General features: G+C 65.5%; 16 protein-coding genes. 3 read left to right on the top strand and 13 right to left on the bottom strand.

Annotated features, from left to right (window positions below; genetic code table 11):
- Positions 1-24 precede the first annotated feature (24 nt).
- The 9 genes from rfbC to GH664_RS00780 all read right to left on the bottom strand — a co-directional run bounded on the left by rfbC (position 25) and on the right by GH664_RS00780 (position 5,342).
- The gene (gene rfbC, locus GH664_RS00740) at positions 25-558 is read right to left on the bottom strand and encodes a dTDP-4-dehydrorhamnose 3,5-epimerase (protein WP_153166238.1); all 534 of its coding nucleotides are present in this window, start codon (positions 556-558) and stop codon (positions 25-27) included.
- A gap of 252 nt (positions 559-810) precedes the next feature.
- Positions 811-999, bottom strand: coding sequence for a hypothetical protein (locus GH664_RS00745; RefSeq protein WP_368857347.1), 189 nt, complete (start codon positions 997-999; stop codon positions 811-813).
- 6 nt (positions 1,000-1,005) lie between these two features.
- Positions 1,006-1,416, bottom strand: a complete 411-nt coding sequence (locus GH664_RS00750) for a PIN domain-containing protein (protein WP_153166239.1) — start codon at positions 1,414-1,416, stop codon at positions 1,006-1,008.
- 6 nt (positions 1,417-1,422) lie between these two features.
- Positions 1,423-1,653 carry a type II toxin-antitoxin system Phd/YefM family antitoxin gene (locus GH664_RS00755; protein ID WP_153166240.1) on the bottom strand — a complete coding sequence of 77 codons (231 nt, stop codon included), beginning with the start codon at positions 1,651-1,653 and terminating at the stop codon, positions 1,423-1,425.
- Between the two features lie 182 nt (positions 1,654-1,835).
- Positions 1,836-2,714, bottom strand: a complete 879-nt coding sequence (rfbA, locus tag GH664_RS00760; protein WP_153166241.1) for a glucose-1-phosphate thymidylyltransferase RfbA — start codon at positions 2,712-2,714, stop codon at positions 1,836-1,838.
- 571 nt (positions 2,715-3,285) lie between these two features.
- The gene (locus tag GH664_RS00765) at positions 3,286-3,732 is read right to left on the bottom strand and encodes a transposase (RefSeq protein ID WP_153166242.1); all 447 of its coding nucleotides are present in this window, start codon (positions 3,730-3,732) and stop codon (positions 3,286-3,288) included.
- A 308-nt stretch (positions 3,733-4,040) separates the two neighbouring features.
- The gene (locus GH664_RS00770) at positions 4,041-4,451 is read right to left on the bottom strand and encodes a Uma2 family endonuclease (protein ID WP_228111338.1); all 411 of its coding nucleotides are present in this window, start codon (positions 4,449-4,451) and stop codon (positions 4,041-4,043) included.
- On the bottom strand, positions 4,448-5,050 hold the full coding sequence (locus tag GH664_RS00775; RefSeq protein WP_153166244.1) for a DUF6036 family nucleotidyltransferase: 603 nt from the start codon (positions 5,048-5,050) through the stop codon (positions 4,448-4,450). The genes GH664_RS00770 and GH664_RS00775 overlap by 4 nt, the downstream gene beginning before the upstream one ends.
- Positions 5,051-5,054: 4 nt before the next feature.
- A complete protein-coding gene (locus GH664_RS00780; protein WP_153166245.1) occupies positions 5,055-5,342 on the bottom strand; it encodes a hypothetical protein in 288 nt (95 codons plus the stop codon).
- Between the two features lie 183 nt (positions 5,343-5,525).
- Here GH664_RS00780 and GH664_RS00785 point away from each other — a divergent pair, with 183 nt between their 5' ends.
- Complete coding sequence (locus GH664_RS00785; protein ID WP_153166246.1) at positions 5,526-5,957, top strand: putative toxin-antitoxin system toxin component, PIN family; 432 nt, start codon at positions 5,526-5,528, stop codon at positions 5,955-5,957.
- Positions 5,954-6,190, top strand: a complete 237-nt coding sequence (locus GH664_RS00790) for a toxin-antitoxin system HicB family antitoxin (RefSeq protein WP_153166247.1) — start codon at positions 5,954-5,956, stop codon at positions 6,188-6,190. The genes GH664_RS00785 and GH664_RS00790 overlap by 4 nt, the downstream gene beginning before the upstream one ends.
- 24 nt (positions 6,191-6,214) lie before the next feature.
- On the opposite strand, the gene rfbB is transcribed toward GH664_RS00790, so the two are convergent.
- From rfbB to GH664_RS00810, 4 genes are all read right to left on the bottom strand, one after another.
- Complete coding sequence (gene rfbB, locus GH664_RS00795) at positions 6,215-7,276, bottom strand: dTDP-glucose 4,6-dehydratase (protein WP_153166248.1); 1,062 nt, start codon at positions 7,274-7,276, stop codon at positions 6,215-6,217.
- Positions 7,277-7,337: 61 nt separating this feature from the next.
- Complete coding sequence (locus GH664_RS00800) at positions 7,338-7,802, bottom strand: hypothetical protein (RefSeq protein ID WP_153166249.1); 465 nt, start codon at positions 7,800-7,802, stop codon at positions 7,338-7,340.
- The gene (locus tag GH664_RS00805) at positions 7,799-8,083 is read right to left on the bottom strand and encodes a nucleotidyltransferase domain-containing protein (protein ID WP_194270286.1); all 285 of its coding nucleotides are present in this window, start codon (positions 8,081-8,083) and stop codon (positions 7,799-7,801) included. Before GH664_RS00805 ends, GH664_RS00800 begins: the two co-directional genes overlap by 4 nt.
- Positions 8,084-8,142: 59 nt before the next feature.
- Positions 8,143-11,778, bottom strand: a complete 3,636-nt coding sequence (locus GH664_RS00810) for a VanZ family protein (protein WP_228111313.1) — start codon at positions 11,776-11,778, stop codon at positions 8,143-8,145.
- A gap of 139 nt (positions 11,779-11,917) precedes the next feature.
- Here GH664_RS00810 and GH664_RS00815 point away from each other — a divergent pair, with 139 nt between their 5' ends.
- On the top strand, positions 11,918-12,322 hold the full coding sequence (locus GH664_RS00815) for a hypothetical protein (protein WP_153166250.1): 405 nt from the start codon (positions 11,918-11,920) through the stop codon (positions 12,320-12,322).
- Positions 12,323-12,331 lie beyond the last annotated feature (9 nt).

Here is a 12,331-nt window from a genome sequence, read left to right on the forward strand (position 1 = left end):
ACGAGTTGTGGTCCGGGTAAAGCGTCAAGAGGTCGCGCTTTGGAGATTGGGGAGGGATTGATCCTTTTTCGAAAGGATGGGGGTCTTGCATGGCCAATTGATACCGACATCGGGGTCGTTCCAGACCACGCCGCCTTCGTCTTCCGGGTAGTAGAGCTCGGTGCACTTGTATTCGAAATCCGCGATCTCGCTGAGCACGCAGAAGCCGTGCGCGTAGCCGGGCGGGATCCACAACTGGCGGTGGTTGTCGTCGCTGAGTTCGACGCCGACATGGCGGCCGAAAGTGGGCGAGGCGGGATCGATGTCGACCGCCACGTCATACACCGCGCCACGGCTCACACGAACCAGTTTGCCCTGCGGCTTCGTCTTCTGGAAATGCAGCCCTCGCAGCACGCCGCGTTGCGAGCGGGAGTGGTTGTCCTGCACGAAGGGCAGGGTGATGCCGATCTCGCGGTAGCGCTCGAGCTGGAAGGTTTCGAGGAAGAAGCCGCGGGCGTCGCCGAAGACCTTGGGTTCGATGATGAGCACGCCGGGCAGGGCGGTTTCGATGACTTTCATGCGGTGTTCCAGAGCGTGATGCGAGAATTGTGCCGGCTGGGTGATGACGGCGCGGTGAATTATGGCACTGGTGCGGTGCGCTAGGCGCGGGTTGGTCCGCGGTGTGGAGGGCTCGTTGCGAAGAGGAGGGGCGGGTCGCGGTCAAGCCCGCTCCTACAGAGAAGCGCGTGCGGGATCCGCACGATTGTTGGGGTGCCGTAGGAGCGGGCTTGACCGCGATATCAATCGTGGGGCGTGGACGGGAGACCCGAGCTATCTCGCCGATGCCTGGGTGAGCACGCGCTGCAGATACTTGCCGTAGCCCGTCTTGCTGACCGCTTCGGCTTCGCGCGCGAGCTCGTCGGCCGACAGCCAGCCGTTGCGGTAGGCGATTTCTTCCAGGCAGGCGACTTTCAGGCCCTGACGTGCTTCGATGGTCTGCACGAAGTGGCTGGCTTCCATCAGCGACTACTGCGCTTGCGACAGCCAGTTCTCGACCACCAAGCCCGGCACGCGGGCGAACTCCTTCACGTTGTCGGTCACCAACACAGCATCGAGTGCAAGCGCCTGCGCGGCGATCCAGAGGTCGTTCGCCCCGATCGGCGTGCCTTCGCGCTCGAGCGCAGCGCGGATGCGTGCATAGCTCGAGCTGGTCGCCGCATCGAGTGCAGGCACCGCCAAGCCGGCCACCACGGCACCCAGCCGCGCGCGATTGCGCTCGACCTGCGCGCATTTCTCCACCCCGGTTTCAAGTTCGCCGAGGACGATCGGCGAGACCAGGATCGAAGCTGCCGGCAAGGACTCGAGTCGAGCGCGCACTGCGGGATGGGCCTTGAGTGCGGCGATGAAGATATTGGTATCGAGCAGGTAGCGGGTCATACGTGCTCAGTCCCAGCCTTGGACTGGTTCGGCCGGCACATCTGCGGGCGCCTCCAGATCGAGTCCTTCCTCCTGCCAGCAGCTACGAAAAACGTCCGCGGCCGAACGCGGCGTGTCGGGCACCAGACGGGCGATCACCCGCCCGCGTCGGGTAATCGCGACCTCCTCGCCGTTTTCCACTGCGGCCAGCAGCGCTGAAAACTGGCTCTTCGCTTCGACAACGGCAACGGTACGCATGATGCCTCTCCAGGTGACCATATGGTCAGAGTTTAGCGCCCCATCCCCCTCCTGGCCAGTAGTCTCGGCGTCGCCTCGCCGCTGCACAGGCGTCGAGCGGTGCTCGCCGAAACCCCTGTTTCGCCCCCCTTGAAGGGGGAGGAGCAGAAAACCTCCCCAGCTTCATCATTTGGATTGTTGGGCTATCTTGCCGATCCGTGCTGCAGCACGCGCTGCAGATATTTGCCGTAGCCCGTCTTGCTGAGCGCTTCGGCTTCGCGCGCGAGCTCGTCGGCCGACAGCCAGCCGTTGCGGTAGGCGATCTCTTCCAGGCAGGCGACTTTCAAGCCCTGGCGCGCTTCGATGGTCTGCACGAAGTGGCTGGCTTCCATCAGCGAGTCGTGGGTGCCGGTGTCGAGCCAGGCGAAGCCGCGGCCGAGCAGGCTGACGTGGAGGTCGCCGCGCTGCAGGTAGGCGTTGTTGACGTCGGTGATCTCGAGTTCGCCGCGCGGCGAGGGCTTGACCTGTTTCGCGATCTGCACGACGTCGTTGTCGTAGAAGTAGAGGCCGGTGACGGCGTAGTTCGACTTGGGCTGCCTGGGCTTTTCCTCGATGGAGAGCGCCTTGCCGGCGGCGTCGAACTCGACCACGCCGAAGCGCTCGGGGTCGTTGACGTGATAGCCGAAGACGGTGGCGCCCGCCTTGCGCGCGACGGCCTCGTGCAGCATGGCGGTGAAGCCGTAGCCGTAGAAGATGTTGTCGCCGAGGATGAGGCAGACGTTGTCGTTGCCGATGAACTCTTCGCCGATGAGGAAGGCCTGCGCCAGGCCATCGGGCGAGGGCTGCTCGGCGTAGCTGAGCGCGATGCCGAAGTCGCTGCCGTCGCCGAGCAGCTTGCGGAAGTTGGGCAGGTCGTCGGGGGTGGAGATGACGAGGATGTCCCGGATGCCGGCGAGCATGAGCACCGACAGCGGGTAGTAGATCATCGGCTTGTCGTAGATGGGCAGCAGTTGCTTGGAAACGCCCCGGGTGATCGGGTGCAGCCGCGTGCCGGACCCGCCGGCGAGGATGATGCCTTTCATTGCTTGCTCCGGATGATGACGCGCCATTTTCGCCTTCGCGTGGTGACGCGGCCGTGAATTATGGCACCGGCAGCGGGCGCGGTAGCGCCGTAGGGTCGGCTTCAGCCGACCGCGGTGCCGGGGCTATGGGGCCGTTGGCGGGCTGAAGCCCGCCCTACGGGGTGGGTGGGGCAATTGTGGGGTCGGCTTCAGCCGACCGCGGTGCCGGGGCTATGGGGCCGTTGGCGGGCTGAAGCCCGCCCTACGGGGTGGGTGGGGCAATCGTGGGGTCGGCTTCAGCCGACCGCGGTGCCGGGGCTACAGGGCTGTTGGCGGGCTGAAGCCCGCCCTACGGGGTGGGTGGGGCAATCGTGGGGTCGGCTTCAGCCGACCGCGGTGCCGGGGCTATGGGGCGATGGCGGGCTGAAGCCCGCCCTACGGGTTGGGTGGGGCGATTGTGGGGTCGGCTTCAGCCGACCGCGGTGCCTGGGCTATAGGGCCTTTGGCGGGCTGAAGCCCGCCCTACGGGGTGGGTGCGGTAATCGTAGGGTCGGCTTCAGCCGACCGGAGTAGTGTTTCGGAACCCGAGGGGTCACAGCCATACCGAATCCCAATGGGCATACAGGCCGATGCATGGGGCGAGGCCGGCGCGCAGTGGATTCGCGACGATGTAGCGGGCGGCAGCAAGCAGGTCTTCGTCGTCGCGCAGTGCATGGTCGTAATAGGCTCGCTGCCAGACGGCTGTATTTGCGTTTCGCATCAGGTTGATCGCGCGCGCCGAGCCACCCTTCATCGAGCGGAGTGCCTCCGAGAGCGTCCCTTTGCGCAGGACGAGAAGCCAATGGAGATGATCGGGCATCAACACCCAGGCGAGTGTCTCGGTCAATCCGAGCCCGTCTACGCGCCGAAGATGATGTATCGCCTGACGGGCAAGGCTGAAATCTGTGAAGAGCGGGGTGCGATCAGCGGTGGCGACCGTGACATGGTAGGCACGACCGATCTCCGAACGCCGGCCTGCGCGAAGAGCATCGTAGGTCATGCGGATTCCTGGGTATTCGACTGGGTCGGGGGCTTGGCGGGCTGAAGCCAGCCCTACGGGGTGGATGGGGCGATTGTGGGGTCGGCTTCAGCCGACCGCGGTGTCGGGGTTACAGGGCCTTTGGCGGGCTGAAGCCCGCCCTACGGGGTGGGTGGGGCGATCGTAGGGTCGGCTTCAGCCGACCGCGGTGTCGGGGTTACAGGGCCTTTGGCGGGCTGAAGCCCGCCCTACGGGGTGGGTGGGGCAATCGTAGGGTCGGCTTCAGCCGACCATCGCGAGAGGGTAGGGCGATCTGATATGGGATCGGATCAGTCTTCCAGATCCTCGAACGCCTCGCGCGCGGTGATCGGCATGTCGACGCTCTCGAGTTGCAGCGCAGGGCCGTCGGGCTCGGTGTCGAACATCAGCCAGTGGTCGGCTTCGCGGCGGTAGAGCTCGAGACGGCGGTGTTCAATGTCGACGAGCAGGTATTCGCTGAGGTCGGCGAGCTTGCGGTAGGCGGCGAACTTGGCGCCCCGGTCATAGGCGGCGGTGGAGTCGGACAGCACTTCGACAATCAGTTTCGGGCGCTCGATGGCGAGGTCCGCATGCCGGTCGCGTTCGTCACAGGTGACCATCACGTCGGGGTAGAAGAAGGCATCGGCCGCGCCGACGAAGAGCTTCATGTCGGAGATGAAGGTTTGGCAGCGGCTGCCTTTGAGGTGGGCCCGCGAGGTTATTCCCCTCTGGTGCCGCTGGCACGATCGGTTTCGGTTTCGGCTTCGCGCGCGATCGCGATGGCATCGCGAAGGTTCAGGCGCAACATTGCCTCGCCTCCGACGTAACCGTCTAGAGCATGTGTTGCCCGCTGCTCGATCTCGTCGGCGGTGGTCAGGCCAACGCGCACCAGGCTGCGGATGTCGTCGCGATCGTTTTCGGCCAGGCGGGCAATCTTGCTGACGGCCAGGTCGACGGGCGAAAGCACGAAGAGGCGAATGTGTTCCAGGCCAAGATCCAGTTCGATAGCGTCGTCCTGATAGTCCTCATGCATGAGGGCGAAGGTCGGGTTGTAATTCGTGTCGAAATAGACGACTTGGGGGGTGCCGTCCTCGAGCGTCACTTCAACCATAAGGTCGTTGGGAATGAGGATGCGGGCGCCGAATTCTGCGTCGACATCGGTGGTGACTCTGGCTGCGGTGTAGAGGTGAACCGCCATGCCGCCAGCGAGATAGACTGCCAGTGGCCGGCTCAGAGCGAGTCGCTGTTCCAGCCGCTCAAGCAGCTTGCGCAGCGCTGACGCGAGTGCCGTGTGGGTGTGAAAGGTCGGACGCTCGGACATCGGCTCACCTGCCTGAAAGTTCGCGGCTCAGCATGTCGCGCAGCCGGGGTAGGCTTGCAATCCACCCTTTGCGTACCACATCCGCGGCTGCCATCCGATCACCGGGATGCTGCAGGAAATAGCTTTCGCTGGCCCGCATAAGTTGGTCAGACTCGGCAGGAAAGCGCGATTGCAGCGTCATTGCCGCCAAGCGAAAGACGTTGGCGTCGCGAATGTCGTGAGCAGCATCACGGGCGCGTGCGGCGCGCGCGCAATGTTCGATCAGGGATTGTTCGACGTCTCTCGCACTCATGGCGTGATCCTGTGCGACATGCATTCCGGCCAAGTTTGCCACGATCGCGGCGGCTGCGGCGGTGGGGAGAGAAGCCGTCCGTGCTCAAGTGATCGCGGTCGATTCCGCTCCGACCCGCCACCGCGGTTCTGTATTGGTGGCGCACGCGCGGATAAGATTTGAAGTGGTATTATCAGTACAACCATGATCGATACGCCACGAACCGTTTTCGATACGAATGTTCTCGTTGCTGCCCTTCGGTCGAGGCGGGGCGCTTCGTTTCGGTTGCTTGAGATGATTCGTGCGCGGCGTTTTCGGCTCTGCGTCACCGTGCCCCTGGTGATGGAGTACGCCGATGTCCTGGCGCGGCCTGGAATGGTGCCGCTGAGTTCGGCTGCTGTGGACGCTGTGCTTGACATGGTTTGCCGTGAGGCCTTGCAGCAAGCGGTGCACTTCCTCTGGCGCCCGCAATTGAGGGACCCGAAGGACGAACTGGTTCTGGAGGCCGCGGTCAATGCAAGAGCGGCGTACCTGGTGACGCACAACGTCCGTGACTTCGAAGCATGCCGTTTTCACGGACTCGAGGTTGTCACTCCCGGCCAGTTTTTGGCGGTGCTCGAAGGAGATGATCGATGACGACACTTAGCGTGCGTTTGCCTGAGTCGATTCACAAGAATGCTCGGCTCTATGCTGAAAAAGAAGGGACTTCGCTGAACCAGTTGGTGGCAACTGCGCTCGCGGAGAAGCTCGCTGCGCTCGCAGCGGAGGATTACATCCTTGCTCGCGCGCAGCGTGCAGATGACGCTGCATTCGACGCTGCACTCGCGGCGGTGCCCGATGTCTCGCCCGAGGAGGGGGATGCGTGCTGAAGTAGCGCCTCCAGCACGGCAAGCTCACCCTTGCCCCAGCCGCCCGAGCTGATACGCGCCGCTCAGCACGCGCTGCCACCAGGCTTCGTTGTGCAGGTACCACTGCACCGTCTTGCGCAGGCCGGTTTCGAAGGTTTCCTGCGGCACCCAGCCGAGCTCGCGCTGGATCTTCGATGCGTCGATGGCGTAGCGGCGGTCGTGGCCGGGGCGGTCCTTCACGAAGGTGATGAGGTCGCGGTAGCGGGCGAGGCCTTGCGGCTTGCCGGGCGCGAGCTCCTCGAGCAGGTCGCACAGCGTGTGGACCACTTCCAGGTTGCGCTTCTCGTTGTGGCCGCCGATGTTGTACGTCTCGCCAACCTCGCCGCGGCTCACCACCTGCACCAGCGCGCGGGCGTGGTCCTCCACGAAGAGCCAGTCGCGGATCTGCCCGCCGTCGCCATACACCGGCAGCGGCTTGCCATGCAGCGCGTTGAGGATGATGTGCGGGACGAGCTTTTCCGGGAAGTGGAAGGGGCCGTAGTTGTTGGAGCAGTTGGTGACCAGCGTGGGCAGGCCGTAGGTGCGCTGCCAGGCGCGCGCCAGGTGGTCCGATCCGGCCTTGGAGGCGGAATACGGCGAGCTGGGGGCGTAGGGCGTGGTTTCGGTGAACAGGTCGTCGGTGCCTTCGAGGTCGCCATACACCTCGTCGGTGGAGATGTGGTGGAAGCGGAAGGCGTCCTTCTCCGCCGCCGGCAGCGTGTTCCAGTAGGCGCGGGCCGCTTCGAGCAGGGTGTAGGTCCCGACGACGTTGGTTTCGATGAAGGCGGCCGGGCCGTCGATGGAGCGGTCGACATGCGATTCGGCTGCCAGGTGCATCACCGCCGTGGGGCGGAATTCCGCGAACACCTTCGCCAGCGCCGGGCCGTCGCAGATGTCGACCTGGTGGAAGCGGTAGCGCGGCGAATCGGCCACCGAGGCGAGCGATTCGAGGTTGCCGGCGTAGGTGAGCTTGTCGACGTTGGAGACTTCGTGCGGCGTGTCGTTGATGAGGTGACGGACGACAGCCGAGCCGATGAAGCCGGCACCGCCGGTGACGAGGATGCGCATGGGGATGGTCTCGAAATGTGGATTCTTTTGAAGAGGGGGCGCGCTTGGATTTTGGGTAGCGCTACTGTGCAATTCCGTATGCCTGCCTGCAAAACTCAACGAGTCGTTGGTGGTATTCCATCAGGTTCGGGGTTTCCTCGATCAGCAGACTGAAAAACTCCGATACCCGGTCGGGGTTCTCTTCGTACTCGTGATTCACTGCGTTTCTCAACTCGCGGATCAGCTTCCAGTGCGCGACCGAGTCGAGAATGTTGAGCTTCTCCATGAAAGCCAGGACGGAGCCGAAGGGTTCGGCGGCGACTTCTTCCTCGAGGGCGATCGCTCGCATTGTTTTGCCGATGTGTTCCTGGAATTCGCTGAACCGGACGCGAAAGGCCGCCAGGCTCTCGTGTTGATCCGGTGTGAGGGCGTCCCAGTCTGAGATCGGTAGAAGGCGAGCCACCTGTTCTTGCGAATAGGCGAGATAGCCGGCCATGCGTGAAAGATGTGCCAGCCTGTGGCCGATCAGTTCAAGGTTGTGGGTCACAGCGGAACCCCCTTCTCGCGCGCAAGTTGGTGGATCGGTTGAGGATGTCCGGAACGACGAACGATCAGATCGACGTCGAGGTCCAGCAAATCCTTCAGCCGGCTCTTGCACTTCAGCTCCGCCCTCAGGCTCGAATGCTCGGGTTCGACGTAGAGGTCGACGTCTCCGCCGCGGCGCAGGTCGTCCGTGCGTGATCCGAAAAGCCAGGTCCGCGAACCCGCACCGAAGGAGTCGCGGATGCAGTCACGTATCTGGCGGACTTGGTCGGGGTTTAGTCTCACGGTTGCGCAGTGCTTGAACGATTTGGCCGATATTGCCACAGGCCAGCGGGAGGGATGCCTCAAGGCTTCGCCGACAGCGCGTGCCGTGTCGAGCTGCTCGGCGTCACGATCTCCACCTCCACCCCCTGCGTGCCGGGCCGGTACCACCAGCGCGTGGTGCGCTGCGGGCCGGTGATTTCGGCGCCGACGCGGCCGGCTTCTTCGAGGCGGCGTACCGTGGCGCGCGGCTTCTGCCCGGCGAGGCTGGGTTGCATGACGACGAGGAACTGGTCTTCCTTCGCCTCGCTGGGCGGCATCAGCTCGATACGCCAGGCGCCGGGCTCGGGGCGGCCCAGCTCGGCCTTCTTCATCGCCTGCTGGACCTTGCCGCCGTCGTCGTAGTTCGTGCCGTCGACGAAGAACTCGAAGCCCGGCCCGCCGATGGTGTTGAGCAGCGGCTTGCGCGGCAGCAGCACCTGGCCGGTGAGCTGGCCGCCGGCGTGGCCGGGCTGGGTGGTGGCGGGGATGAACAGGCTGAAGCCGTCGGCGCCGACGAGCGGCGGTTCGATGGCGTGCAGCAGCCAGCGCTTGCGGAAACTCGCGTCGGTGGCGACGACGTCGTCGAACACGACGATGGTGTCGTTGGCGCGGTCGTAGCCGAACACCCGCCACATCCGCTCGACGCGCTTGGTGCGATCGGGGAAGCTGCCGCGGCCGGACTGGCTGTTGGTATAGGCGGGGGTGAGGTCGGCGACCGCGACGACGAGGTCGTCCTCGTCCAGATGGCCGACGATGCGGCCGGTGTGGTAGGTGTCGCGCCGCTTCTGCCACTCATTGAAGTCCAGCGGCGCGGCCTCCACGGCCCAGCCCGAGCCGATGCGCCGCTGGCCGCCGTCGTTGGCGTAATGGCGCGGATTGCCGGCGTCGAAGCCGGGGCCGGGCATCACGTCATCGGGGTCAGTCACGGTGACGAGGTTGTGGGCGATGCTCTGGTAGGTGTAGTTCATGTGGTGGTCCGAGCCGTAGGCCGGACCGTAGAGGCCGCTGTCGATCGCCAGCGCGCCGCCCTTGTAGATGGTGAACGCGCCCTGGTCGAGGTGGCTGTGCGACCAGAAGTTGTCGCCGGCCTTGAAGCTGATGTAGGTGGCGTCGGCCGACCAGTCGCTGCGCGCCACCAGCATGCCGATGCCGTCGAACAGCCGCGCCAGCGGCAGGCCTGCGGCGGCGTGCGGGTCGATCAGGCTGGCGTCGGACAACGGCCCCCAGGGCCAGCCGGTGGGCAGCGGCCCGCGCTCGGGCGGGGCGAGCGTGTAGGCCGCGGCGTGGCGGAATTCCAGCGCCAGCGGCGTCGCGTCCGGCGACGGGCGCAGGAAGTAGGAGCCGTCGCCCCAGCGGAACTGCGTGCCGTCCGGCCGCGTGCGGTAGACGAGGAAATCGAGGAAGCCGCGGATGCCGGGTTCGGACCTGAACACATCCTCGCCGGTGGCGGCGCGCCACATTGCCGGCAGGGTGTAGATCGCCTGGCCGATGCCGATGGCGACGTATTCGCCGCCCTCGTGCCAGCCACCATTGCGACCAAAGACCTGCCGCCACACCGGCAGCACGCGGTTCTTCCACAGCTCGTGGGTGAAGGCCATGTAGGCCTCGCCGCGCGGATGGTCGCGGTACAGTGCGATCGAGCAGGCCATCAGCGCCTGCAGCGGGGCGTTGTAGAGGAAGACGTTGTAGGGCGACAGCGCCTCCTTGCGGATCACGTCGATGACGTAGTCGCAGCCCTGGGCGAGCTTGTCGCGCAGCGCCTCGCGCTCGGCGACCGTCCATTGGTCGTACAGCCAGTCGTAGGCCAGCGCCAGCGGCTTGACCTGGCCGTGGCCGCGCTCCCAGAACTGCAGCGCCATCAGCTTTTCATGGGTGCGGGAAAGATCGACGCTGTTGGGCTTCAACGCCGCCGCGAGGATGGCGGTGTCGATGGCGTTGGGGTTGCTGCGTGCGGCGCTGGCGATCTGCGCCAGATAGTTGGGGTTGAAGGTCTGCAGCATCGCCACGTCGGTGGGCGCGGGATGCGGCAGGCGCGGATGGGCGAGGCGGAAGCCCGGCAGCGCGACCGGCGCAATGGCGGCGGGCGGCGGGTAGGTGGTTTCGGCCTCGTTCACCGGATTGGCCGGCGGCGCCGAAGGCACGGTCGTGGCCACCACGATGAAGATCGCGACGATGGGCAGCACCGCGGTGAGCAGCACGGGGCGCAGGGATTGCAGGCCACCGTCCGCTGTGGGAGAGATGATGGCGGGATCGGCGACAGCCGCGATTGCGCGCGGATCATCCGTGCCGGCGGCGTCGTATCGCGGCTGCCGCTGCTCCCACCGGGTGCCGTGCTCGGCAGCGCCGGCGGCATGTGCCAGCAGCCGCTGCACGATCCAGTGCGCCAGCCACGCGCTGGCCGCGGCGATCAGCAGGTTGGTGGGGTCGGGCCGCGTGCCGAGCGAGAACAGCTTGAGCACCTCGACGCCGAAGCACAGCACCAGCGCCGCCAGCACCGCGCCAATGGCTGCGCGACGGGGCGCGGTGGGCCAGCCGATGGCCGCCGCCACGCCGATCGGCGCATAGCTGCCGGCAACGAACAGCAGGCTGCGCACCGCGGCGGTCTCGCTGGTGTAGTAGTGGTAGTAGAAGGGCAGGAAGCGCAACCCGTCGAGCTTTTCCAGCGCGGCCCATTCGGGCTGCAGGCGCAGCGGCAGCAGCCCATTGAGCCCGAGGGCAAGGCCGAGATGCACCGGCAGCAGCACAAAAATGAGGCGGCGCGCCGTTGCCGGCGGGTAGTCCAGCCAGCGCCGCGGATGGCTGCCTGCGAGCATCGCGCCCCATCCGGTGCCGACGGCGCGCGTCAGCACCGAGACGACCTGGGTGGTGCCCGATGCCAGCACGATCTGCACGCCCTCGACGACGATGCCCAGCGCGGCGCCTGCCGCAAAGCCCCACCCCGGCGCGAGCGGCCGGCTGCCACGCCCGCGCCGCGCCAGCACCAGCAGCAGCCCGAACGGCACCGCGAGCAGCGCCTCCACCAGCAGCTTGACACCGCAGGTGAAGCTGCTGCCGCAGCTCAGCCCGGGGCCGATGCTGAAACTGTCGGGTTTGGCGAGCTTGGCGGAGAGTTCCGCGGAGGAGACGAGAAAATCGTAGGGAAAGAAGCTCAGCCCCAGGTAGCCGAGCGCATACAGCGCCAGCAGTGCGCGGATGCTATTCGTGCCGCCAATGACGAAGCGCTCCCACATCGCGGCGACGCGTTTGCCCGATACGAACCACAGCCCCGCGCCGATCGCGGTGCCGAGGCCTTCGGCCAGCAGGTCGTTGAGCGACACGGTGCGCGGCGGGAAGTAGAGCTGCGCGAACTCGATGCCGACGGCGAGCGCCACGCAGGCGGCGAGCACGATGGCCAGCAGCGCGACGCGCAGGCCGCGCGTGGCGCGCATCGTCCACACCGCGCCGGCACAGAAATAGGCTAGAACGACATAGAGCAGGATGTTGGCCACCCAGTCGGCCCGCGAACCGACCCCCAGTTGCAGCCAGGGCGTGTGCAGGAACTGCTGCCAGGCATGGGGATTGGGCTTGAATTCGAGCGGAACCAGGCTGCCGTAGGTGACGAACACCGCCCAGGCGATGGCCAGTTTCGCGTGCTGCCACGCGCGCGAGGGGGGCTGGTGTGGAGTGGTGCTCATCATCCGCATGAATTCGTGAAGGACCGCTGCAATTGTCGTACGGGATGCGGCAAACTGCGAACGCTGCTTCTATCCGAGCCTGCTGAAACGGGTCATGCGAGGCGGGCAGCGGTGTTTTCTTTCTCCATGCAAAGGGGTTGTCATGAGAGCGTTCAGGGTTTTGGGCGGACTGGCGTTGCTGGGCGCAGCGTTCGTTTCAGGAAATGCTTTGGCCGCGTGCCAGGGGCAGGCGTCGGCAGGGAGTGGTTTGTCCGGCAAGACGCTGTGTTACACCAAGGCAAACGGCGATCGCTTCCAGGAATACCACGCCGGAGGTCCCAACAGCGGCGACGTAATCGATTGGAAGAAAGGCGCAACCGACAAGGTCGACCCGACCAAGAAGGTGGGAACCTGGTCAGCCAATGGAAACAACATCACCTACACATACGGTAGCCAGAGCTACACGTACGCGGTTTTCAGAAATGGCAACAGCAACAATTTCTGCCTGAGTGGCAATGGGGAGGAAATCACCCCTGTGGTCCGCAACGGCCAGGTTGCCTGCCAGTAAGCGTGTGGC

The sequence above is a fragment of the Thauera sp. 2A1 genome, from assembly GCF_009469595.2.
Classification (GTDB): domain Bacteria; phylum Pseudomonadota; class Gammaproteobacteria; order Burkholderiales; family Rhodocyclaceae; genus Thauera.